Source organism: Arthrobacter sp. 01N444 (assembly GCF_056399305.1).
Genome location: NZ_JBFTRB010000013.1, coordinates 74871 through 97312, shown reverse-complemented (window position 1 = coordinate 97312; position 22442 = coordinate 74871). Strand labels below are relative to the sequence as shown.

Annotated in this window: 17 protein-coding genes; 5 read left to right on the top strand and 12 right to left on the bottom strand. The window is 65.5% G+C overall.

From position 1 onward, the window contains the following. Positions 1-698 precede the first annotated feature (698 nt). Positions 699-1472, top strand: a complete 774-nt coding sequence (locus AC1DKN_RS15035; RefSeq protein WP_476871712.1) for a DUF6994 family protein — start codon at positions 699-701, stop codon at positions 1470-1472. A 685-nt stretch (positions 1473-2157) separates the two neighbouring features. Continuing rightward, complete coding sequence (locus tag AC1DKN_RS15030) at positions 2158-3369, top strand: serine hydrolase domain-containing protein (RefSeq protein WP_476871711.1); 1212 nt, start codon at positions 2158-2160, stop codon at positions 3367-3369. Positions 3370-4136: 767 nt separating this feature from the next. Here the strand turns inward: AC1DKN_RS15030 and nrdF are convergent. From nrdF to AC1DKN_RS14995, 7 genes are all read right to left on the bottom strand, one after another. Then, complete coding sequence (gene nrdF / locus AC1DKN_RS15025) at positions 4137-5111, bottom strand: class 1b ribonucleoside-diphosphate reductase subunit beta (protein ID WP_223916933.1); 975 nt, start codon at positions 5109-5111, stop codon at positions 4137-4139. Between the two features lie 90 nt (positions 5112-5201). After that, positions 5202-7322 carry a class 1b ribonucleoside-diphosphate reductase subunit alpha gene (gene nrdE / locus AC1DKN_RS15020; protein ID WP_026537148.1) on the bottom strand — a complete coding sequence of 707 codons (2121 nt, stop codon included), beginning with the start codon at positions 7320-7322 and terminating at the stop codon, positions 5202-5204. A gap of 62 nt (positions 7323-7384) precedes the next feature. Continuing rightward, complete coding sequence (gene nrdI, locus AC1DKN_RS15015) at positions 7385-7789, bottom strand: class Ib ribonucleoside-diphosphate reductase assembly flavoprotein NrdI (protein ID WP_476871727.1); 405 nt, start codon at positions 7787-7789, stop codon at positions 7385-7387. Between the two features lie 167 nt (positions 7790-7956). Beyond that, a complete protein-coding gene (gene nrdH / locus AC1DKN_RS15010; protein WP_018773329.1) occupies positions 7957-8202 on the bottom strand; it encodes a glutaredoxin-like protein NrdH in 246 nt (81 codons plus the stop codon). Between the two features lie 408 nt (positions 8203-8610). Next, positions 8611-10068, bottom strand: coding sequence for a class I SAM-dependent methyltransferase (locus AC1DKN_RS15005; RefSeq protein ID WP_476871710.1), 1458 nt, complete (start codon positions 10066-10068; stop codon positions 8611-8613). After that, complete coding sequence (locus AC1DKN_RS15000; protein ID WP_476871709.1) at positions 10065-10826, bottom strand: DUF1365 domain-containing protein; 762 nt, start codon at positions 10824-10826, stop codon at positions 10065-10067. Before AC1DKN_RS15000 ends, AC1DKN_RS15005 begins: the two co-directional genes overlap by 4 nt. Beyond that, positions 10823-12250 (bottom strand): NAD(P)/FAD-dependent oxidoreductase, encoded by a 1428-nt coding sequence (locus AC1DKN_RS14995; protein ID WP_476871708.1) that lies wholly within the window; start codon positions 12248-12250, stop codon positions 10823-10825. Before AC1DKN_RS14995 ends, AC1DKN_RS15000 begins: the two co-directional genes overlap by 4 nt. A 317-nt stretch (positions 12251-12567) precedes the next feature. On the opposite strand from AC1DKN_RS14995, the gene AC1DKN_RS14990 reads away from it, so the two are divergent. Then, positions 12568-13488: a LysR family transcriptional regulator gene (locus AC1DKN_RS14990; RefSeq protein ID WP_476858332.1), complete on the top strand. Its 921-nt coding sequence runs from the start codon at positions 12568-12570 to the stop codon at positions 13486-13488. Between the two features lie 113 nt (positions 13489-13601). Here the strand turns inward: AC1DKN_RS14990 and AC1DKN_RS14985 are convergent, their stop codons facing one another. Next, positions 13602-14999, bottom strand: coding sequence for an aldehyde dehydrogenase family protein (locus AC1DKN_RS14985; RefSeq protein ID WP_476871707.1), 1398 nt, complete (start codon positions 14997-14999; stop codon positions 13602-13604). Positions 15000-15109: 110 nt separating this feature from the next. Between AC1DKN_RS14985 and AC1DKN_RS14980 the strand changes: the two genes are divergently transcribed. After that, positions 15110-15616: a DUF2004 domain-containing protein gene (locus tag AC1DKN_RS14980; protein ID WP_026537142.1), complete on the top strand. Its 507-nt coding sequence runs from the start codon at positions 15110-15112 to the stop codon at positions 15614-15616. Between the two features lie 193 nt (positions 15617-15809). Here the strand turns inward: AC1DKN_RS14980 and metE are convergent, their stop codons facing one another. Together metE and AC1DKN_RS14970 are read right to left on the bottom strand one after the other, a co-directional pair. After that, positions 15810-18152: a 5-methyltetrahydropteroyltriglutamate--homocysteine S-methyltransferase gene (metE, locus tag AC1DKN_RS14975; RefSeq protein ID WP_476871706.1), complete on the bottom strand. Its 2343-nt coding sequence runs from the start codon at positions 18150-18152 to the stop codon at positions 15810-15812. Positions 18153-18210: 58 nt separating this feature from the next. Beyond that, complete coding sequence (locus AC1DKN_RS14970; RefSeq protein WP_476871705.1) at positions 18211-19200, bottom strand: methylenetetrahydrofolate reductase; 990 nt, start codon at positions 19198-19200, stop codon at positions 18211-18213. A gap of 431 nt (positions 19201-19631) precedes the next feature. On the opposite strand from AC1DKN_RS14970, the gene AC1DKN_RS14965 reads away from it, so the two are divergent. Further along, positions 19632-19829: a hypothetical protein gene (locus tag AC1DKN_RS14965; protein WP_018773338.1), complete on the top strand. Its 198-nt coding sequence runs from the start codon at positions 19632-19634 to the stop codon at positions 19827-19829. An 18-nt stretch (positions 19830-19847) separates the two neighbouring features. On the opposite strand, the gene AC1DKN_RS14960 is transcribed toward AC1DKN_RS14965, so the two are convergent. Together AC1DKN_RS14960 and AC1DKN_RS14955 are read right to left on the bottom strand one after the other, a co-directional pair. Further along, positions 19848-21050: an ROK family transcriptional regulator gene (locus AC1DKN_RS14960; RefSeq protein ID WP_476871704.1), complete on the bottom strand. Its 1203-nt coding sequence runs from the start codon at positions 21048-21050 to the stop codon at positions 19848-19850. A 155-nt stretch (positions 21051-21205) separates the two neighbouring features. After that, on the bottom strand, positions 21206-22351 hold the full coding sequence (locus AC1DKN_RS14955) for a class I SAM-dependent methyltransferase (RefSeq protein ID WP_476871703.1): 1146 nt from the start codon (positions 22349-22351) through the stop codon (positions 21206-21208). Between the last annotated feature and the right edge of the window lie 91 nt (positions 22352-22442).

Sequence of the window (22442 nt, the reverse complement as noted above, 5' to 3'; positions counted from 1 at the left end):
CTCCGACACGCGATTGCTCCCGAGCGGCTCGGCTGACAGAGCCGGATATGACAACCCCCGACTCCCCTCCGCAAGTGCGGAGCGGCCGGCGCATGCACACCGCTCAATCTTGAGCGTGGGAATTTCGTCGGTAGCGCGGACAAGCGGACTACGGCAGGCACAGGTTGTTGCCGACCCTAATTGCACCGCCCGCAGCCGTGGTTGCTTCCACACGGGGCTCAGATGCTGGCCGTCTGCGCCGCCAGTCTTCACAGGGCCACGCGCCGATCAAACCTACCAGGGCATCCTTCGTTTCGTCGTTAGTACGAAGCTAGCTTCCGCCGCAAGTAATCCACACCGTTCCGTTCGCCTCGGTTTGCACTTACGCGCATGAAACGCTCGAATAACTCGACCGCAGCGGCATCGGAGAGGGTAGCCAGAAAGGCATTACGGCTTCTTTTGGTGCTTCTGGAAGATTCTGGCTATAGAGAGCCGGAAGGTCCACGCGAACGGCATGGCCCGTAATTCTCAGGGCGTGACGGTCGGCCGCAGGCATCGGTGCGGCAGCTGCAAACGCGGCGTCGTAGTCAGAATAACTCCGCGATATGTCGAGATGGGGCGGAAGAGGCTGGGGCAGACCCAAGTGCTTGCGCGACCGTGCAGTTGTTTCAGCTGCAGGTTCCGCGGTTCGCAAAAGGCGGGCACATAGACTTCCTTCCATGCGCGTCTTCGACATTGCCTTCAACTACCTGCTCGACACCACGCCTCCGGGAAGGGACCCGGACTCCCATAGTCCGCGGCTCAAGGCTGACCATCAGCTGCTCTGGAAGAAGGAGCTATGCGAGGGGCAGCTGTTCGAACTGGCGGTCTCGGAAGTTCCCAAAGTGCGTCGGAAAAACTACCTGATGTTCGAGCAGACGCCCGACAAGTGGTTCACGGTCGGCAGTGACGCCATCACGAACTCCTACACCAGGTGGGGGAAGCCCAAGGCCTTGGTCGAGGCTAAGGCCGAGTTGAGTGAGGAGCAGAAGCGCCGCTATTTCGACCCGCCGTACACGATCGGCAGCGCCATGATCTGGCCCGTCAGGACGATACACCTGCCCACCCTCAACACCGCCAGGGGAATGCGGATACGGATTGCGGACCGGATGGACTTGACTCTGGAATGCATCCGGCGCCACTACGCCAAGGAGCCAGGCAGCCCCCTCGCCGACGTCACCACTAACTATGGGGACTTCTTCGAACTCTTCTGTACGTTCGAGAAGTTCGTGGAGTTCTTCCACTTCCAGGATCTCGTGACGCCGGAGGGGAAGATCGACTTCTTCCTCGAGGAGGATGAGGACAAGGTCTTCACGCGCCTCGGCGTCCCGGTCACGAAGGACGAGTACATCAGGGTTCAGGAAGCCTCGCTGAAGTTCATAGCGCTGCGGGGCAACCGGATGGCCGACTGGGTCGAGAAGAACCACCGCGACATTGAGGTCCGACGGCAATAAACACCGGCCTGTCCCTACCCGAGGATGCGAGAACAGGCGACGAATCAGGCGCTCCGCCTGTCACAGCATCTAGGAATCTCCCCAGGAGATCGGCCAGTTCGCCTAGCTGGCCTCTCGTTTGAGCAAGTGCTGCAATTCGGTTGCAGGAGAAGCCTCGAAGCGTGGTAGTTGTCTCCCCTATTCCAGGAACCGAGCAGGCGGAAAACTAGCCTGCTGCCGCTTCCAGGCGGTCCGAAATTAACAATTGTTAAAGTGCGGAAAATCTACACGCGGAACTGTTAATCTTCGGGCGTACTGGACAACCAGTGTCCAATACGGCCAAAGATTAACAATCGGTCCTTGTGGTTACGGCCTTTTCACGCGGACATTAACAACCTGTCAGACCGGCTTTCCGCCTGTAAGTTAGCAAATCGGACCTGGGCGGCGGAAGGCTCGACTCTACGACTAGGAGGCGCAGCATTTCCTTTCAAACTGTTGAGATGCCCGTCCAGATTCCTGACGAAACCGGCGACCATTGCGCGCTGATCTGCATCGATGCCAAAGCGAAGAACTTTGATCGCCATGGTACTCAGCAACGCCCTGACCAGGAGGCGGTCTCAGACCGGGCTTGGCCGACTCAGCAGGCTGCCTGCGGAGGGACTTTGAGAGCCATGCCTATCCAGAAGACACATTTGAGCGTAAAAGGATGTTCATGGGTGCCTTGCCTGCTTGGTGGCGGACGCGTCTTCGTCTGATCGGTGCCGCGTTTTCCGCGGTTTTGCTTGTCGCTGTGAGCGGTTGCGTGGGAGCCCCTCCCGGCCCGGCCCCTTCCGGGCCGACTCCGCCGAGCGCCGCCGCGATCCAGGCAGCGACTGATTCTCTGGAACGCAGGGTCCAGCACTTCATGGATGGCGGGGCGACGGCCTTTGTTGTGCACCTGCGATGGCCTGGCGGGGAATGGTCCAAGGCCTACGGGGTGCGAAGCCTGGATACCAATGACCCGGCCCAGCCGCAGGACCGGGTATCGGTAGCCAGCATTACGAAGTCGATGGTCGCCGTCTCCGTCCTGAAACTCGTCGACCAGGGACTCATTGGGCTCGATGACCCGGTGAACGGCGTCCTGGAGAGTTTCCGGACCACGCTGCGGCCGCCCGGACCGATCACCGTCCGCCAGTTGCTGGACCACAACTCCGGCATGCCCGACTACGGAGACGCAGAACACGAGGCGGAACCACTGCAGCAGGTTATGAACACGCGGCTCAGCCTGCAGCGGGGACTCGAGCTGGCCGCCACGCTCCCGTGGGAGTCCAAGAATGTGGACCGCTTTTCATACTCGAACTCCAATTACCTGGCTCTTGGCCAGCTGATCGAAAAGCTCCGCGGACGTCCCGTCGCCGACGTGCTCAATCAAGACATCTTTGCCCCTCTGGGACTTCAGCACACGTCGCTGGCCGAACCAGACCGCGGGGCTCCGGACAACATCCACGCCTACATCATGGATGGCAGCGAACGGGTCGATGTCACCCAGGCCGAGGTTTGGGTCGGCTCCCCCGCAGGCGGCGTCATCTCCACCACGCAGGACATCAACACCTTCTACCGGGCCCTCCTCCAGGGCCAGCTGCTTTCCCCCGCCATGCTGGAGGAAATGAAGAAGAAGGCCGGCTTCGCGGAATACGGGCTCGGTCTAAGCCGGTTTCCTGACGCATGTTCCGGCGAATTCCGCTACGGCCATCACGGGGCGATATTCGGTTACATGAGTAATTCCGTCACGAGCGCCGACGGCGGCAGCCAGGTCACGATGGCCATGGCAGTTCGGCCGATGCCTTGGCAGGACCCGGCAACCGCAAGCCGCATCGACCTGCTCGGTACGCAGATGGAACAGGCTGCCCAGGAAACCCTCGACAACCTCTGCCACTGAGCTGATTGCACAGCCGGGAGTTGAGGGAGGTCTTCCCACCGTGAACGCGGCAACCTCAGCCAGAGGCCGCTCGGCACGCGGGCCTATCCCGTCCCAACAATCCCAGCCCAGGCGCCACTCGCGCCGGTTCCGCCACCGCCACGGTCATCGTCCTTACCGCAACGCCTGCAGCGCGGCGATCCGCCAGTTCTGCTCCCGCGGAAGCGCCGCCGAGTAGCAAGTGGAATGCTCCGCCGGTTCGAAATTAGCAATTGCTACGTTACTGAATATCTCGAAAAGGAATTGTTAATCTACGGACATACTGGACAACCAGACCATTGGTCCGAACTAGGCCAGCGGGACCATCAGCAGCAAAGACAGAAAAGTGAATTCCACCACCGCGCTCCCCCGCTCAGAGCCGTTGTCCCCGATGGCATCGTCAGGGCCGGATGGCTGTTTGCCCTCAGTGGAAGACTTCTGACTGGACGAGGAAGAGTGCACCCACATAGGTCGGGACGGGTTCTTCCACTTACGCGCCATCTCACCTGAGGCGCCAGATTCGGACCAAGTTGCACCGAGGTCAGGTTGACCAGAATTGGTCCAACTTGGTCCGAAAGAAATCAACTAGCTCCGAATTTCACACACACCGCCAACTAGGCCAGTCTTCGTGTCGGAACATGAGCACACAATAAATGACCTTTGAATGAAACGACCCCGCACGCGTCTCCGTGCGGGGTCGTTTCGGGTTACGAAGGAAAGGAGGACGACAGGAGGAGAAGAAGAGAGGACTAGAAGTCCCAGTCGTCATCCTCAGTATTGACAGCCTTGCCAATCACATACGACGAACCCGAACCCGAGAAGAAGTCGTGGTTCTCGTCCGCGTTCGGCGACAGGGCCGACAGGATCGCCGGGTTCACGTCGGTGACGGAGGCCGGGAACATGGCCTCGTAGCCCAGGTTCATCAGGGCCTTGTTGGCGTTGTAGTGCAGGAACTTCTTGACGTCCTCGGCCAGGCCGACGGAGTCGTAGAGGTCGTGCGTGTACTGGACCTCGTTCTCGTACAGCTCGAAGAGCAGCTCGAAGGTGTAGTCCTTGATTTCCTGCCGGCGCTCCTCGGAGACCTTCTCCAGGCCCTTCTGGAACTTGTAGCCGATGTAGTAACCGTGGACGGCCTCGTCGCGGATGATCAGGCGGATCAGGTCTGCCGTGTTCGTCAGCTTGGCCCGCGAGGACCAGTACATCGGCAGGTAGAAGCCCGAGTAGAACAGGAAGCTCTCCAGCAGCGTGGAGGCCACCTTGCGCTTGAGGGGGTCGTCGCCCTGGTAGTAGTCCATGACGATCTGGGCCTTCTTCTGAAGGTTCTCGTTCTCGGTGGACCAGCGGAACGCCTCGTCGATCTCCTTGGTGGAGGCCAGCGTGGAGAAGATGGAGGAGTAGCTCTTGGCGTGCACGGACTCCATGAACGCGATGTTCGTGTAGACAGCCTCTTCGTGCGGGGTGAGGGCGTCCGGAATCAGCGAGACGGCGCCGACGGTGCCCTGGATGGTGTCCAGCAGGGTCAGGCCCGTGAACACGCGCATGGTGAGCTGCTGCTCGTCCGGGGTCAGCGTCGCCCACGACTGCACGTCGTTGGACAGCGGCACCTTCTCCGGCAGCCAGAAGTTGTTGACAAGGCGGTTCCAGACATCCACGTCCTTGTCGTCCTGGATGCGGTTCCAGTTGATCGCCTCGACGTGGCTAAGCAGCTTGACCTTTTCGGTCATGTCATCCCCTAAATGTTGGGTTTAGTTCTTAGTTAAAGCGTACGACGGCGGGCGGGCGCCCGCCGTCGTACTGTCACGATTTAGTTGAAGCTACAACATGCAGCTGACGCAGCCCTCTACCTCGGTCCCTTCCAGCGCGAGCTGGCGGAGACGGATGTAGTAGATGGTCTTGATGCCCTTCTTCCAGGCGTAGATCTGGGCCTTGTTGATGTCGCGCGTGGTGGCGGTGTCCTTGAAGAACAGCGTCAGGGACAAGCCCTGGTCCACGTGCTGCGTGGCGGCGGCGTAGGTGTCAATGACCTTCTCGTAGCCGATCTCGTAGGCGTCCTGGTAGTACTCCAGGTTGTCGTTCGTCAGGTACGGCGCCGGGTAGTACACGCGGCCCAGCTTGCCTTCCTTGCGGATCTCGATCTTGGACGCCACCGGGTGGATCGAGGAGGTGGAGTTGTTGATGTATGAGATCGAACCGGTGGGCGGCACAGCCTGCAGGTTCTGGTTGTATATGCCGTGCTCCATGACGGAGGCCTTCAGCTCGCGCCAGTCATCCTGGGTGGGGATGTGGATGTTCTTGAACAGCTCGGCGACCTTCTCGGTCTGCGGGACCCATTCCTGCTCGGTGTATTTGTCGAAGAACTCGCCGGAGGCGTACTTGGACTTCTCGAAGCCGCCGAAGGTCTGGCCGGTCTGGATGGCCAGCAGGTTGGAGGCGCGGACCGCGTGGAACACCACCGAGTAGAAGTAGATGTTGGTGAAGTCCAGGCCCTCTTCGGAACCATAGTGGACCCGCTCGCGGGCCAGGTAGCCGTGCAGGTTCATCTGGCCGAGGCCGATCGCGTGGCTCTGGTCGTTGCCGCGGGCGATCGAGGGCACCGAGGTGATGTTGGACATGTCCGAGACGGCCGAGAGGGACCGGATGGCCGTCTCGATGGTCAGGCCGAAGTCCGGCGAGTCCATGGTCTTGGCGATGTTCAGCGAACCCAGGTTGCAGGAGATGTCCTTGCCGGTCTGGTCGTAGGACAGGTCATCGTGGTACGTGGTGGGCTGGGAGACCTGGAGGATCTCCGAGCACAGGTTGGACATAATGATCTTGCCGTCGATCGGGTTTTCCCGGTTCACGGTGTCCTCGAACATGATGTACGGGTAGCCGGATTCGAACTGGATCTCGGCGAGGGTCTGGAAGAACTCGCGCGCCTTGATCTTGGTCTTCTTGATCCGGGAATCGTCCACCATCTCGTAGTACTTCTCGGTGACCGAGACGTCGGAGAACGGCATGCCGTAGACCTTTTCGACGTCGTACGGGGAGAACAGGTACATGTCCTCGTCCCGCTTGGCGAGCTCGAAGGTGATGTCCGGGATGACGACGCCGAGCGAGAGGGTCTTGATGCGGATCTTCTCGTCCGCGTTCTCGCGCTTGGTGTCCAGGAAGCGGTAGATGTCCGGGTGGTGCGCGTGCAGGTACACCGCACCGGCACCCTGGCGGGCACCGAGCTGGTTGGCGTAGGAGAAGCTGTCCTCGAGGAGCTTCATCACGGGGATGACACCGGAGGACTGGTTCTCGATCTGCTTGATCGGCGCGCCGACCTCGCGGATGTTGGTCAGCGCGAAGGCGACGCCGCCGCCGCGCTTGGAGAGCTGCAGGGCGGAGTTGATGGACCGGCCGATCGATTCCATGTTGTCTTCGATGCGGAGCAGGAAGCAGGAGACCAGCTCGCCGCGCTGGCGCTTGCCGGCATTCAGGAACGTCGGGGTGGCCGGCTGGAAGCGGCCTTCGATGATCTCGTCCACCATCTGGGTGGCGAGCTTCTCGTCGCCGCGGGCCAGGTGCAGGGCCACCATGCAGACGCGGTCCTCGTAGCGCTCCAGGAAGCGCTTTCCGTCGAACGTCTTCAGCGTGTAGGAGGTGTAGAACTTGAACGCGCCGAGGAAGGTCTCGAAGCGGAACTTCTTCTTGTACGCGCGGTTGTAGAGCTCGCGGATGAAATTCATCGTGTACTGGTCGAGGGTTTCGCGCTCGTAGTACTCGTTCTTGACGAGGTAGTCGAGCTTTTCCTCGAGGTCGTGGAAGAACACGGTGTTGTTGTTCACGTGCTGCAGGAAGTACTGGTGCGCGGCCTCGCGGTCGGCCTCGAACTGGATTTCCCCGTTGGGGCCGTAGAGGTTCAGCATGGCGTTCAGCTCGTGGTAGCCCAGGCCCTTGTAGGCGGCCGGCATCTCGTGCTTCTTCTCAACAGCGGCGGCTGTGCCGGTGCCCGTGTGCAGGCCTGCGCCTTCAGTTACTGCTTTGTCTGCGACAGTCGTGTCCAAAACTCTTCCAATCCTTGTTGTACGCGGTTGACGTCTTCCGGCGTCCCCATGAGTTCGAAGCGATATAGGTGCGGGACCTTGCACTTGGCGGCGATGATGTCCCCTGCCATGCAGTAGTTGTCCCCGAAATTGGTGTTTCCTGCGCCGATCACTCCGCGGATCAGCTTCCGGTTGCCCGGATCGTTCAAAAACCTGATGACCTGCTTTGGAACAGATCCCTCTCCCCCGGTGCCCCCATAGGTCGGGAGCAACAAAACGTAGGGCTCCCGGGCCACCAGCGGAGCGTCCCTCGGGTAAAGGGGGATCCTGGCGGCGTCGACGCCCAGCTTCGCAACGAAGCGTGTGGTGTTTTCGGAGGTGGAGGAAAAGTAGATGAGCCGGCAGTGCGTGGTGGTGGCCGGTGCTGCCGTGCTGACCGCTTCCCCGCCGTCAGCCGTGGCAGCCACCCGATCTTCAGTTGTTACAGCCACGGTGGTCACCTCATCTACCGTGAATTCTTGCCTGGTAGCGGCGTCCTGGGCTTTTCAGGCGACAGGGCGTTTCAGGCTACAGCGACGGCGGCAGCCTGCGCCAGTTCTTCGATCTTGTCCGGGCGGAAACCTGACCAGTGGTCCTGGTCGGTGACGACAACGGGGGCCTGCATGTAGCCCAGGGACTTCAGGCGCTCAAGGGCTTCCGCGTCCTGGGAAATGTCGACGCTCTGGTAGGCGATGCCTTTCTTGTCCAGCGCGCGGTAGGTCGCGTTGCACTGAACGCAGGCCGGCTTCGTGTAAACCGTAACGGTCATGGTCCTGTCCCCTTTGTTGAAGTCTTCTGTGGAGCGCAATCCCGGCTCCGGATGTCCCGCGCTGATGCTCTGCTGGAACTGTATGTCGATACTACATGTAGTGCAAGAGCCTCATGTGGACCCCAAGATGATGTATTACAAGTATGTCATTTAACCCACCTTTAATCCACAGGAGGGGGCCCTCCAAATGTCCGGATTTCCGCCATTTTGGCGGACGAAATCCACACCCTGTGGAGTAGTTAGCCACATTAATCACGCCCGCGTGTCGCACCGCAGACGGCGTGTCGCGCGCCGCCGCGGGGACCCGGGTTGGTGGCGCCGGCCACTACATCTGGTGTCCGGGCACACGAAAGAGGCGGGCACCGTGGTGCCCGCCTCAAGCGATTCGTGATTGTTCTAACACCGGGGCTAGGAGGCGGAGTCGAGCACGATCTGCTGCACGTCGAGGTAGCCCGTTTCAAACCCGGCCCGGGAGTAGCAGAGGTAGAACAGCCACATCCGCTGGAAGACCGCATCGAAGCCCATGGCCCCCACCTCGTCCTCGCGGGCCATGAACCGCTCTTCCCAAAGCCGCAGCGTCTGGGCGTAATGCTCACCCATGGCGAGGCGTTCGCGGACGCGCAGTCCGGTCTGCTTCGCCGTGATGTCCTCGATGGCGCGAACGGACGGAATGACCCCGCCCGGGAAGATGTACTTGTGCACCCAGGTGTAGCTGGTGCGGGTGGCCATGAGCCGGTCGTGGGCGATCGTGATGGCCTGGATGGCCACCTTGCCGCCAGGGGCCAGGACCCGCTCGATGGTCTGGAAGTAGGTGGCCCAGTATTCGAAGCCGACGGCCTCGATCATTTCGACCGAGACGACGGCGTCGTACTCGCCCTCCACGGCGCGGTAGTCCTTGAGCTCGATCGTGACGGCGTCGGCGTAGCCGGCCTCGGCCACGCGCTGGCGGGCCAGTTCCTGCTGCTCGCTGGAGAGCGTCACGGAGTAGACGGTGGCGCCGCGGGCGGCGGCGCGCAGGGCGAGCTCTCCCCAGCCGGTGCCGATTTCCAGGACCCGGGTGCCTTCCTTCACGCCGGCCTTGTCCAGCAGCCGGTCAATCTTGGCCTGCTGCGCGGCGGCCAGCCCGTCCCAGGCCACGTGCCGCAGGGCGTCGCCGCTTTCCGGGAAGAGGGCGCTGGAGTACGTCATGGTGCTGTCCAGGAACGAGGCGAAGAGCTCGTTGGAGAGGTCGTAGTGCCGGGAGATGTTGGAGCGGGTGTTCTTCTCCGTGTTCCGTTCCCTGCGCGGCTGGCGCGGCAGGTACAGGCCGCGCAGCTTCTGCAGCGGCTCGGGAACGAGCGTGCCGACGCGGGAGGCAAACACCTCCATGACGGCGGTGAGGTCATCGGCGTCCCAGTCGCCGGCCATGAAGGACTCGCCCAGGCCGATCAGGCCGCCGTCGCCGAGGCGGGTGGCGAAGGCAACGGGCCGGTTGATGGTCATGACGGGATAGCCGGCGGCAGCCTGGTCAGAGGCGGTGCCGGCGGGTACCCGGTCGGAGGGAGCCGTGCCCAGTGCTGCTTTGCCCAATACTGTGCCGTCCGGGTACCGGACTTCCAGCGGCAGCCTGCGCACGGCCGCCTTGAAGATGGCGTCCGCAGCGCGTCCGGCCACACGGGCCTTGAGGCTCGAGGGCACCGTGGCGATGCTGGGCCAGATGGCGGCATCGATGGTGGCGGGAGGCTGGGGAACGGTGTACGGCACCCTGCTGGTGACGAGCCCGCTGTCGACGGCGCTGCCGGCAACTGCGCTGCCGTTTACTGCGCTGCTGTGAGTGGTGCCCTGTGCCCGTCCCGTACCGGATCCGGTCGCTTCGGTCATTGTCACTGAACTGCCTCCTGTGAAGGGTGGTGTGGTTTTTTGATGATGGGCAGGCGGCGCGCCCACAGTTTGATGCCCTGCCAGCGGATCTGCGCCGCGACACGCAGCGGGGCCGCGGGTACGGCGAGCGCCGCGGACACGATGTTCCGCACGCTTGCTTGGTGCCGGACGCCGTCCATGGTGGCGATGAAGGGCTGCTGTCCCTCCCGTTCCAGGACGATCGATACGGCGAGCCGTTCGCCGGGTTCGGGGAGCTTCATGCGATATTCGCCGTCGACGTCGTTGAACGGCGAGACGTAGAACGCCTTCGGGACGCTCGCCCTGCCCGTGGCGTCGGTTTCGAGGAGGTAGCAGTGCCGCTCCCCGTACGTGTTGTGGACCTCGGCGACGACGCAGCGCAACTCACCGGAGGCACTATGGCACCAGAACACGCTCAGCGGGTTGAACACGTGCCCGAACACCCGGGCGCTGGCAAGCATGGTGATGCGCCCGCCGTCGGGCTTTATCCCCTGGGTGGCAAGGTAGTTTTCCACGTTGCCGCGCAGGGTGCCGTCCGGATCACCGAGGTGGTCCTCCACCCGGAATCCCGCCAGCGGCCGCAGCAGGCGCGGCAGCTGCGGGAGATGGTCGACGTCGACATACCAGCTGTAGCTGCGGTAGGTAAACGCGTTGCGCAGCGGAGTCCGCCGCACATGGGCGATGGCAGTGCGGTAGATGGCCGCGCCGTGGAGGCCGGCCGGATGGATGGTGGCCGGCCCGCTCATGGCACCTCCACCGCGGCCGGCGGAACTGCGGCCGGCTGGACTGCGGGCGGGGCGAGGTCCGGGTCCACGGCCACCGTGCCGATGTTAACGGGAAGCTGGTCCCAGTCGCGGCCGAGCCGGGCGGCCGCCTTGAGACCAGACAGGGCGCCGTCCTCGTGGAATCCCCAGCCGTGGTAGGCGCCGGCGAAGGCCAGCCGCCCGTCGCCGAGTCCGAGGATCCGCTGCTGCGCCGCCAGCGACTCCGGGGTGTACTGCGGGTGCTCGTAGACCATCCGGTCCAGGACCGTGGCGTCGTCGATCAGTTCGGATTCGCCGAGGCTGACGATGTACCGGCCGCCGTCGACGGGTTCCAGCCGTTGCAGCCGGGTCATGTCGTAGCTGACCAGGACCTTGTCCGGCCGGGCGTCGCAGGACGGCAGCCGGTAGTTCCAGGAGGCCTGGGCGTTGGGGCTGGCCGGCAGCACGGCCTCGTCACGGTGGAAGAGCGTCTGGTTCACCGAATACGGCATGCCGCCAAGGGCGGCCCTCTCGGCCGCCGAGGCGTCGGTGAGCATGCGCAGGGCCTGCGCCGGGTGGGTGGCGATGACGACGGCGTCAAAGGTCTCGCGCACGGTCCCGGCACCGAGCGCGGACGTGACGTCGACGCCGTCGGCGTGCCGGTGCACCGTGGTGACCGGGCTGGCGAGCCGGATGTCCGGCAGGGTCGCGGCGACCTTGTCGACGTAGCTGCGCGAGCCGCCGGTGACGGTCCGCCATTGCGGGGAGCCCTTGACGCCGAGCAGGCCGTGGTGGCCCAGGAAGGTGAACAGGTAGCGGGCCGGGTAGGCCAGCGCGGTGGTGGGGTCGCAGGACCAAACGGCGCTGACCACGGGGGTCATAAAGTGCGAGATGAAATAGCTGCTGAACTTCTCCTGGGCCAGGAACTCCCCCAGGGTGAGCTCGTGTCCGGCGAATGCCGTGCCTGTGCCTGCGGCGGGTTCGGCCAGCAGGGCGCGGGCCCGGCGGTGGAACCGGGTGATTTCCAGCAGCATCCGCAGGTAGCGGCCACGCAGCAGGGTGGACGGCCGGGGAATGATCCCGCGCCCCTTGGCCCGTGCGCCGGCGTATTCCAGCCCGCAGCCGTCGCAGCGGACGGACATGCTCATTTCGGAGTCCTGGGTTTCGACGCCGAGCTCGGCGAACAAACGCAGGAGCGTGGGATACGTCCGTTCGTTGTGGACGATGAAGCCGGTGTCCACGCCCAGCGTGGGTCCGTTCTGCTGCGGCACATCGTGGGTGTGGGCGTGGCCGCCGAGCCGGGAGTCGGCCTCGAAGAGCGTTACCCGGTCCTGCCCGTTCAGCACGTACGCGGCGGTCAGCCCCGCCACTCCGCTGCCGATGACGGCGACGCGCCGGCCTGCCGGAATCCCTGCTGCTTGCGACACTGATCTGCTCCTGTTGTCTGGCCCGAAGTCTCTTATGGGCAATTCGGTGCCGTCGGGCGGCCGGATGAGTATGAATGTGGGATTTTTCAGTTCTGCTGTCAGACCCTCGCCAGTGACGCCGTCAGCTGCCACTCGAGTTGGGTTCCTCGGATTCTCCTGCATGGGCCCGGCCGCGCAGCGCAGACTTTCCGTGCGGACATTCCGGCAGACACATCAGCACGCAGACCGGCACGGCCGCCGGAGGGCCGGATATGCCACAATGAAGCGGGAATTCCGGTCCCGTCTCCGTGGACCCGCAACCAGGCGAAGGGCAGCCCTTGATCAACCCCGTCCATCTCCGGACCCTTGTGGAAGTGATCCGGCTTGGATCGTTTGCGGCCGCCGCCACCCGGTTGGGCTACACGGCTTCGGCCGTCTCCCAGCAAATGTCGGCACTGGAACGCGACACCGGCGTCACCTTGTTCCAGCGCGCGGCCCGCAGCATCCAGCCGACCGAAGCCGCCGTCGTCATGACCCGGCACGCCGCCAAGGTCCTGACGGACATCGAGACGCTGATGGCCGCCGCCTCCCGGGCGCAGGAAAGTCCCAGCCAGGAGCTGCGGCTGGGCATCTTCCCGAGCCTCGCCACCTATGTGCTGCCGCCGATCCTGCGGAACCCGGCCTGGAAGAAGCTCGGCATCGACCTGCGGGTCTCGGTCGCGGAACCGGCCCAGACCATCCAGGGGCTGCGGACCGGCGGCGAACTCGACGTCGCCCTGGTGTACCAGGTGGGCCAGTCCGGCCTCGCCTGGCCGCACACCGTGGACCGGCAGTGGATCGGCGACGACGACTTCCGCGTGGTGCTGCCGGCGGCCTGGGGCATCGGCACGGATTCCAAGGTCGCCGCGCCGCATCTATCGGACATGCCCTGGATCATGCACCACCCCGGCACGTCCGACGCCACGGTGATTGAACGGCTCTTCGCGAGCTGCAACCTGCACCCCCGCGTGGTGGCCTACAGCGATGACTTCCACGCGAGCCTTGAGATGGCCGCCGCCGGGCTCGGCGCCGCCCTGGTCCCCGACCTCGCCCTGCGGCACCGGCCTGCCGGCGTGGTGGTCCTCGATGTGCCGGAGATCCGGCTGGCACGGAATGTTTTCGCCCTGCTGATCAACGAGAAGCGGACGGCCCAGGTCCAGCTGTTCGTGGAGCTGCTGGCCGAGACGATGCACCGGCCCGGGACCACGGGAAGGGACTGAGCCGAAGGGCGCGGGCCGAAAAACCGGACGGAAAGGACCAGGCGGAACGGACCGGGCAGCGGTGGGTCGAGGTCGAATGGGCCGGCGTGGAGGCCCGGTTAGGCCGGCGCCGTTCAGCGCTTCCTGGCCCGCTTCCCGACCGGCGCCACGAGTGCGTCGATGATCCGGTGCTTGGTCCGGGTGTACGGCGGGTAGATCAGTTCCAGCGTGTCCGGCCACAGCGGCTTGTCCAGGGTGGGGCGCTCATGCGAGAACGTCCGCACCGAATGTTCCCCGTGATAGGCCCCCATGCCGCTGCCGCCGACCCCTCCGAAGGGAAGCCCGGGGACTGACAGGTGGGCCGCCGGTACATCGAAGCACAGGGCCCCCGACGAGGTCCGCCCGGCGAAGGCGCGGCGCGTCTGCGGATCGTTGCTGAAGACGTAGAGTGCCAGCGGCTTGGCGCGCCCGTTGACCTCCTCGATGGCCGCGTAGAGCCCGTCCACGGGCACCAGTGGCAGCAGGGGTCCGAAGATTTCTTCCGCCATGACGGCGTCGCCGGGCGCCGGGCGCAGCAGGGTCGGCGCAAAGTAGCGGCTGGCGGCGTCGCGCTGTCCGCCGTGCACCACCGTGCTGGCGTCGGCGAGGGCCGCGAGCCGTGCGAAGTGGCGGTCATCGACGATCCGGCCGTACGACGGGCTAGCCGCCGGGTCAGGTCCGAAGAGCGCCGTAACGGCCTTGATCAGCTCGGCCTGCAGCGGCTCCAGGACCTCCTCCCGGGCCAGGACGTAGTCGGGTGCGACGCACGTCTGCCCGGCGTTCATGAACCGGCCCCAGGCGATGCGTTTGGCCGCCGTGGCCAGGTCCGTGGATGCATCGACGTAGGCCGGGGACTTGCCGCCGAGCTCCAGCGTCACCGGGGTCAGGTGCTCGGCCGCCGCGCGCATGACCACCTTGGCCGCGGCTTCTCCCCCGGTGAAGAAGATGTGGTCGAAGCGTTCGGACAGGAGGGCGGTGGTCTCCGGGATGCCGCCCTCAACCACTTCGGCGGCGCCGGCCAGGTATTCGGGAATCCAGCGGGCCAGTACGGCCGAGGTGACCGGGGCATGTTCGCTCGGCTTGAGGACCACGGTGTTTCCCGCGGCCAGGGCGCCGGCGAGCGGGGCGAGCAGCAGTTGCAGCGGGTAGTTCCACGGCCCGATCACCAGCACCACGCCCAGCGGGGTGAGTTCGGTCCAGGCGCGGGCCGGCCGCACTGTCAAAGGAACCGGCACGCGGCGGGGCCGCAGCCAGCCTTCGAGGTGCCGCTCCAGGTGCGCCGCCTCGGCGTCCACGAACCCGATCTCCGCGAGCTGCGCCTCGGTGTGGTGCTTGCCCAGGTCGCGGGCGAGGGCTTCGGCGAAGTCCGCGTGCCGCTCCGCGAGCATGCGCCGCAGCCGGCGCAGCTGATCCAGCCGCCAGGTGAGCGGGCGGGTGGTCCCGGCGTCGAACGCGGCCCGGGCACGGCCGACGGGTGAGATTACATGATGCATCCGATCAATGTACAGTCATGCGGCCGTCCGCCGGTCCGGTACCGGTGACTCCGGTACGGAAAACCCTGCCAACGCTGGAATGGTCCGGTTTTCAGGACTATGTTGAAGATATGAACAAGGTAGCGAGCAAGCACTTCGGCGAGGTCGAGCTCAACCACGGACGGGAGCATAATCTCACCGCCACGCATGAGCTGGCGGGCCAGACCGTGGAGCTTGATCTGAATGTCAACGCGCATGACCATTTCGATGAAGCGGCCATGCATAAAGTTGACTACCGCCTGCGCTTCCTGCCCGAACTCGTGGACCAGGTCCGCGAAATGATCGCCGAGGAACTGGACCAGGAAGGCACCAGTCCGCAGGAGTACCGCCACTTCCATTGCAACGCGATCAAGGACGAACACCTCAAGAAGGTCTTCGGCGTCGAGGACAAGAGCCAGCTGACCGACGAGGTCTTCCTCAAGGCGCTCAAGCTCGGCCACGTGGGCATCTACCCCGGCCAGCCGGAACGCTACTTCGTCCTCGATTTCACGCTGGGCCAGCACTTCACCGACGAGGTCCTCGTCGCTTCCGCGGATGAGGACGGCGTCGTCGACGACGAAATCCTCTGGGAGTCCTGACCCGGGCATCCTGAGTCGCTGGTAATCCTTCATCGACTGCTCCGCAGATGCCCTTCCGGGCGCGCAAAACCGCGGCTGCCCAGCAATCGATGATCAAGAACGTACGACGCCGGCCGGTCACCTTGGAGGGTGACCGGCCGGCGTCGTTTGTGCTTGGAGCGGGCTCCTTGACGGCTGCTTGCCTGGTGGCCTGTTACTTGGCGGCTGAGAGCAGTTCGGCTCGGACCGTCCTGGTGGCCGTGACGAGGTTGCGCAGGGACTCTTCAGTCTCGGCGTAGCCGCGGGTCTTTAGGCCGCAGTCCGGGTTGACCCAGAGCTGGCGGGACGGGACGTGCTTGACGGCGGTGCTGAGCAGTTCGGTGACTTCCTGTTCGCCCGGGACGCGGGGCGAGTGGATGTCGTAGACGCCCGGGCCAACGCCGCGGCCGAAGCCGTGGGACTCGAGGTCGTGGACGACCTCCATGCGGGAGCGGGCGGCCTCGATCGAGGTGACGTCGGCGTCGAGGCCGTCGATCGCGTCGATGATGGCGCCGAACTCGGAGTAGCACAGGTGTGTGTGGACCTGGGTGGCGTCCGCGGCACCTGCGGTGGAGAGCCGGAAGGACTTCACGGACCAGTCCAGGTACGCGGCCTGGTCGGCCTTGCGCAGCGGCAGGAGCTCGCGCAGGGCGGGCTCATCCACCTGGATGACCTTGATGCCTGCCGCCTCGAGGTCGGCGATCTCGTCGCGGAGGGCCAGCGCCACCTGGTTGGCGGTCTCGCCGAGCGGCTGGTCATCGCGGACGAAGGACCAGGCCAGGATGGTGACCGGGCCGGTGAGCATGCCCTTCATCGGCTTGCTGGTCAGGGACTGCGCGTACTCGGCCCACTTCACAGTGATCGGGGCGCTGCGGGTGACGTCGCCCCACAGGATGGACGGTCGGGTGCAGCGCGAGCCGTAGGACTGGACCCAGCCGTGGACGGTGACGTCAAAGCCTTCGAGGTTCTCGGCGAAGTACTGGACCATGTCGTTGCGTTCGGGCTCGCCGTGGACCAGGACGTCGAAGCCGAGCTCTTCCTGCAGCTCCACGACGCGCTTGATCTCGTCCTTCATGAGCTGCTCGTACTGCTCCGTGGTGAGGTCGCCGCGGTTGGCGCGGGCCCGGGCGGTACGGATTTCGCCGGTCTGCGGGAAGGAGCCGATCGTCGTGGTGGGCAGCGGCGGCAGGTGCAGCGCCTTGTCCTGGGCTGCCTCGCGGACGGCGTAGGCGGAGCGGTTGAAGTCGGCGCCGGTCAGGGCGGCGGTGCGGGCCCGGACGTCGCCGCGGCGGACGCCTTCGGCCTCGGCGCGGGAGGCGATGACGCGGGTGGCCTCGTCGATGGCGGGCTGGACGGCTGCCTCGTCGGTCAGCAGACCGGCGAGGGTGACGACTTCAACGGCCTTCTGGTCGGCGAAGGCCAGCCAGCTGCGCAGCTGCTCGGAGAGTTGGACTTCCTCGTCGACGTCGTGCGGGACGTGCTGCGTGGAGGTGGAGGTGCTGATGGCCAGCTTGGCCACCGACTTCTTCAGTTCGGCGATCTTCTTCGCGGAGGCGGCGAGGTCGTTGCGCCAGATGTTGTGGCCGTCCACGACGCCGGCGACGAGGGTCTTGTTGCCCAGCGCGGCCAGGGCAGCGGCGGACGGGACCTCGCCCTTGAAGACGTCCAGGTGCAGGGCGTCGATGCCGGTGGCGGCGAGGGTGCCGAGCTGGCCGTTGAGCGCGCCGTACGGGGTGGAGACGAAAAGCTGCGGGCGCTGGGCCGCGGCGGCCAGGGCCTCGTAGGAGCGGGCGACGGCGGCCTGGATTTCCACGGCCGGGGTGTCCTGGTCCACCACAAGGGCGGGCTCGTCGAGCTGGACCCAGCTGGCGCCGGCGGCGGCGAGCTTCTGAAGCAGCGCCGTGTAGACCGGGAGGACGTCCTCCAGGCGGGACAGCGGGCTGAAGCCGGCCGGGGCGTCGTCGGAGGCCTTGCTCAGCAGCAGGAACGTGACCGGGCCGACGATGTACGGGCGGGTCTCGACGCCGTTGGCGAGGGCGTATTCGAATTCCTCGACGATCCGGTTCGAGGTCAGCGCGAAGTTGGTTTCCGGCCCGATTTCCGGCACGAGGTAGTGGTAGTTGGTGTCGAACCACTTGGTCATTTCCAGTGGCTGCTGGTCCTTGTTGCCGCGGGCCAGGGTGAAGTAGCCGTCGATGTCGAGCTGGCCCTGCGCGTTGAGGAGGTTCCCGAAGCGGGCCGGAACAGCACCGAGGTGGGCGGCGGCGTCGAGCACCTGGTCGTAGTAGGAGAAGGTGCCGGGCACCGCGGCGGCTTCGGTCAGGCCCAGGCCCTGGAGCCGCTTAGCGGTGCCGAGCTGGATTTCCCTGGCGGCCGCGTCCAGGGCTGCGGCGTCGATCTTGCCGGCCCAGTAGGCCTCGACGGCCTTCTTGAGTTCGCGGCGGCGGCCGATGCGCGGGTAGCCCAGGATCGAGGCGGCCGGGAACGGAGTGGGGTTGAGTGTGTTCACTGCAGTCATGGGAAGTCCTAAGTGTTGGTGGTGTGGTGCGGAGGGAAGTTGTGTGCTCTTGGCGCGCTCAGCTGGCGAGCTGGCGGCGGCTGGCCGTGTGCCGGTTGCCGCTGTTCTTGTTGCCGCTGTGCCGGTTTCCGCGGTGCGGGCGGGGCAGCGCGAGTTTGTCCAGCACATCCAGGGCCGCGGCGTGCTCATTGAACGTGTAGAGGTGGATGCCGGGGGCTCCGGCGTCCAGGGCTGCGTTGGCGAGATCAACGGTGGCGCTGACCCCGATCCGGGTCCGTTCGGCGTCGGTGTCGGCAGCCGCGAGGCGTTCGATCAGTTCCGGGGCCGGTTCGACGCCGGTCAGTTCGCCGAGCCGGGCGAGCCGCCGGAGGCTGGTGAGCGGCATGACCCCGGGAATGATCGGGATGGTCACCCCGGCCCGGCGTGCCCGGGCCAGGAGGTCGGCGTACTGCTCGGTGTGGAAGAAGACCTGGGTGATGGCGAAGTCGGCGCCGGAGCGCTGCTTGGCCAGCAGGACCTCGACGTCGTGCGCCTCGCTCGGGGATTCCGGGTGCCGGGTCGGGTAGGCGGCGACGCCGACCGCGACCCTGCCGGCGCACAACAGCGCCGAACGGCGCTGCTCCACGCGGCGGATGAGTTCGATCAGGTCCTGGGCGTACCGGAGCGATCCCGGCGGCGGGGTTTCTCCATCCTTGGGCCGATCGCCGCGGAGGGCGAGGATGCCGCGGACGCCGACGTCGAGCAGTTCGCCGATGATCTCCGCCAGTTCCTGCGGGGAATTCCCCACACAGGTCAGGTGGGCCAGGGGCCGGAGCGTCGTTTCCTGCACGAGCCGGTTGACGAGATCGACGGCGGTGCTGCGGTTGGAGCCGTTGGAGCCGTAGGTCACGGACACGTAGTCCGGGTCCGTGGCTTCCAGTTCGCCGATGGTGGTCCAAAGGGATTCCGCGGCTGCGGGAGACCGCGGCGGGAACAGCTCGTAGGACAGCGCAACAGGGGCCGCGCCGGCAAGATTGGGATGGGTATCGATAAGGCTTCGTGGTGACATTTGCGTCCTTGGCTTTGAACACTGCCGCCGGGAGATCCGGAAGCCCCGAAGGACCGGAACCAGAAACGGAAACTCCGTCGTCAGTGAATTGAGTTTGGGGAACACGGAGGGAACTTCAGCAGGGCGCAGCCGCGACTGTTACGCCTGATACGAAGTTGTCCGTGAGCAAATGTCAGGCCCACATGGGGGCACCCACACCCTCCTGGGCCGCCCGGGGGCAGCTTTCAGCGGAGGATCGCTGACACGTTACTGAGGTAACTTGTATAGAACTCTAAGGCCGGGCCGTGGGGCCCTTCAAGTCGGTCCCCGAATTAAGACGCACCTTTACGGCCGTTTGCGGCGCCGGGCAGAACAATGTTCGCCCAAGGCGCCATTTTCGCCCCACGCGGCCCGCTCTCCCCAACGCACCCCGGCAGGACTATCCTGTTGCCATGATCCAGCTTCCAGCCAGCTACCAGCAGTACCTCGCCGGCAAGAGCGAGAGCTTCATCAACACCGTCCGGCCAGTCCTCATGCAGTCGGCCGCAGAGAGGTTGCACGGGGTCCGGATTCTCGTGCTTCCGCATGGCCACCAGGCGCATCTGGATGACACCATCCCGTATGGGACGGTGGTTGAGGACATCGACTGACGCCCGGTTAGCCCCTGTCTAGTCGCCCAGGAGCAGCCGCTGGGAACGCGGAGCCAGCGTGTGTTCGAGCACCAGGCAGGCCGCACCGACGGCGCCGACGTCCTCGCCTACCCCCGTGCCCACGACTTCGATCCCATGAATCCTCCGGGTGGCACTGTTCGCCTCAACCAGACCGGGGACCAGCTCGAGGTAAGCCGCTGAGAGGCAGGTCCAGAACGGGCCGCCAAACACTACCCGGTCCACGTCCAGGGCGTTGGTGACGACCGACACCGCACGGGCCACGAGCACTGCGGACCCACGAATGATTTCCTTGGCCTCGTCGTTGCCGGCGTCGGCGATCGCGCACAACTCGGCGAACCGTTCCTGAACTGCCGGCGCGCTCCTGTCCTGGCGTGAACCATTCAATATCCCGGCCGCCTCAGCCTGCGCCACGAGGACCTGCGGAATGGCGGAGGACTTCACGCAGCCGTGCTGCCCGCAGTCGCAGAGGGCACCGCCCGGGTCGACGATGATGTGCCCGATTTCCCCGGCGTTGCCCGAGGTCCCGCGGACGACTTCGTCGTTGAGCACGATCCCGCAGCCGATCCCGGTCCCCATATACATGAAGACGAAGCTGCCCTCGCCGCTGGGGCCCCCGGCCCAGGTTTCGGCCACGGCTGCGCTGGTGACGTCCTTGTCCATGAGTGTCGACAGGCCCGTGGCTTCCGCGAGGCCATCCCGCAGCCCCACGTGGTCCCAGCCCGGCAGCAGCGGCGGGTCCACGACGGCGCCTTCATTGAGGTCGATGGGCCCCGGCGACGCAACCCCGAGCCCGGCGATCCGGTCCGGGTCCACCCCGGAGTCCAGGATGAGCCTCTTGATTTCGCCCGCGATGGTGTCAATGACAGCCCTGGGGTCGGTGCCGGGCGGAGTGGTGATCCGTGAGTGCCGGACGACGGCGCCGAGCAGGTCCAGCACGACGAACGTGAGGACGGCCGGGTCCAGGTGCACGCCCACGGCATACATCCCCGCGGGATTCAGCCGGAGCATGGTCCTGGGCTTGCCCGGTCCGGTGCCTTCCTTGCCCGCTTCGACGATCAGGTGCTGGTCCAGCAGGCGCCGGGAAATGTTGGAGATGGTCTGCGGCGAGAGTCCGACAATCTGGGCCAGTTCCACCCGGCTCAGCCCGCCGGGCGTGCGGCGGATGGCGTCGAGGATGACTGTGAGGTTGAAGTCGCCCATCTTCGGTAGGTTGGTCCCTCGCCTCGGCGAGGGTTGCCGGAACTCGGTCACTGATACCTCTAAACGTTTTGGCCACGCACAGCAGTTGTCAGAATCGTACGTTACGTGCAGGCGTGCGCCCACACTTGCGCTTTACCGACACAAAGTTTCTTGCGTCAAGGCCGCCGGGTGCTGGCCGTGACCGTGAATTTTGGATTCCTGCCGGCCTCGCGGGTGGGACCGATCAGCCGTTCCAGGGCCGGCCGGTAGTGCAGGTGGCTGTTGAACACGGTCCAGAGCTCCCCGCCCGGGGCAAGCACCCTGCCGGCCGCTTCGATCAGCTTGATCCCCGCGCCGGAGTGGACCGCCGCTTCCAGGTGGAAGGGCGGGTTGAGCAGCACCAGGTCCGCGCTGGCGTCCGGGAGGGAGCTCATGGCATCGTCCTGAAGCACGTCGATCCGACCGTCCAGGCCGTTTGCCCGGGAGGTGGCCAGGGCTGAGTCGACAGCAGCGGCGGACCGGTCGGTCGCGGTGACGCGGGCGCCGGGGTTGGCGCGGGCGTACATCGCGGCGAGGATTCCGGTGCCGCAGCCAAGGTCGACGGCATGGGTGGCGTGCGGCATCCGGGGCAGGAAGTCCAGCAGGAACCTGGTCCCGATATCCAGCCCGGTGCCGGCAAAGACGGCGCCCCGGGCGCAGACCGTGAGCCCCAGTTCGGCGTTGACCTCAGTGACCGGGAAGGGCAGCGCGGCCGGGACCGGCCTGGGGCTCCGGGCCAGCAGGAGCCGTGATTTCTGCCGCGCCAGCTGGGGCTGGACATCCTCAAAGTAGCGCGCCAGGACCGCGTTCATGCCCAGGCCCATGTGTTTGACGCGTCCGCCCGCGACCAGCACCACCTCGGGCGCCGCGTAGCGGGCCACGGCGTCGGCGATTTCCTCAAGTTCCGCCAGGGACCGCGGCAACTGCAGCAAGACCAGGGAGGCTCCCTCCAGCAGTTCGGCGCCCAGCGGGAGCTGCTCGAAGCCGCCGTCGATGCCCAGGGCCCCGGCGTTCGCCCGCAGTGCCCGTTCACCGGTGATGAGGTCCTGCTGGACGCGCACAGCGTCCGCACCGAGGGCCAGTGCACCGAGAGTCAGGGCACCGTACCGGTCCCCCACCACCGCGAGCCGGCCGCCGGGCTGCAGCAGGCCGGCCGCGGGCATCTCAAGGGCAGAGTCCAGCAGGAGCCTGTCCGTGGCGTCCCAGGCCTGCAGGTTGTCGGCCTCGACGTCCGGGAATCTTCTCAGCCGGGCAAAGAGGGATTCGAAGCTGTTGTCCGCCACGCGCGTTGTGCCGCCGTTTCTTCTCGGGCTTGGGTATGGGTGCTGGCAGTGGGAGCCGGGTGTGAGGCCTCCCCCGGCGCTGCTCTGCAGG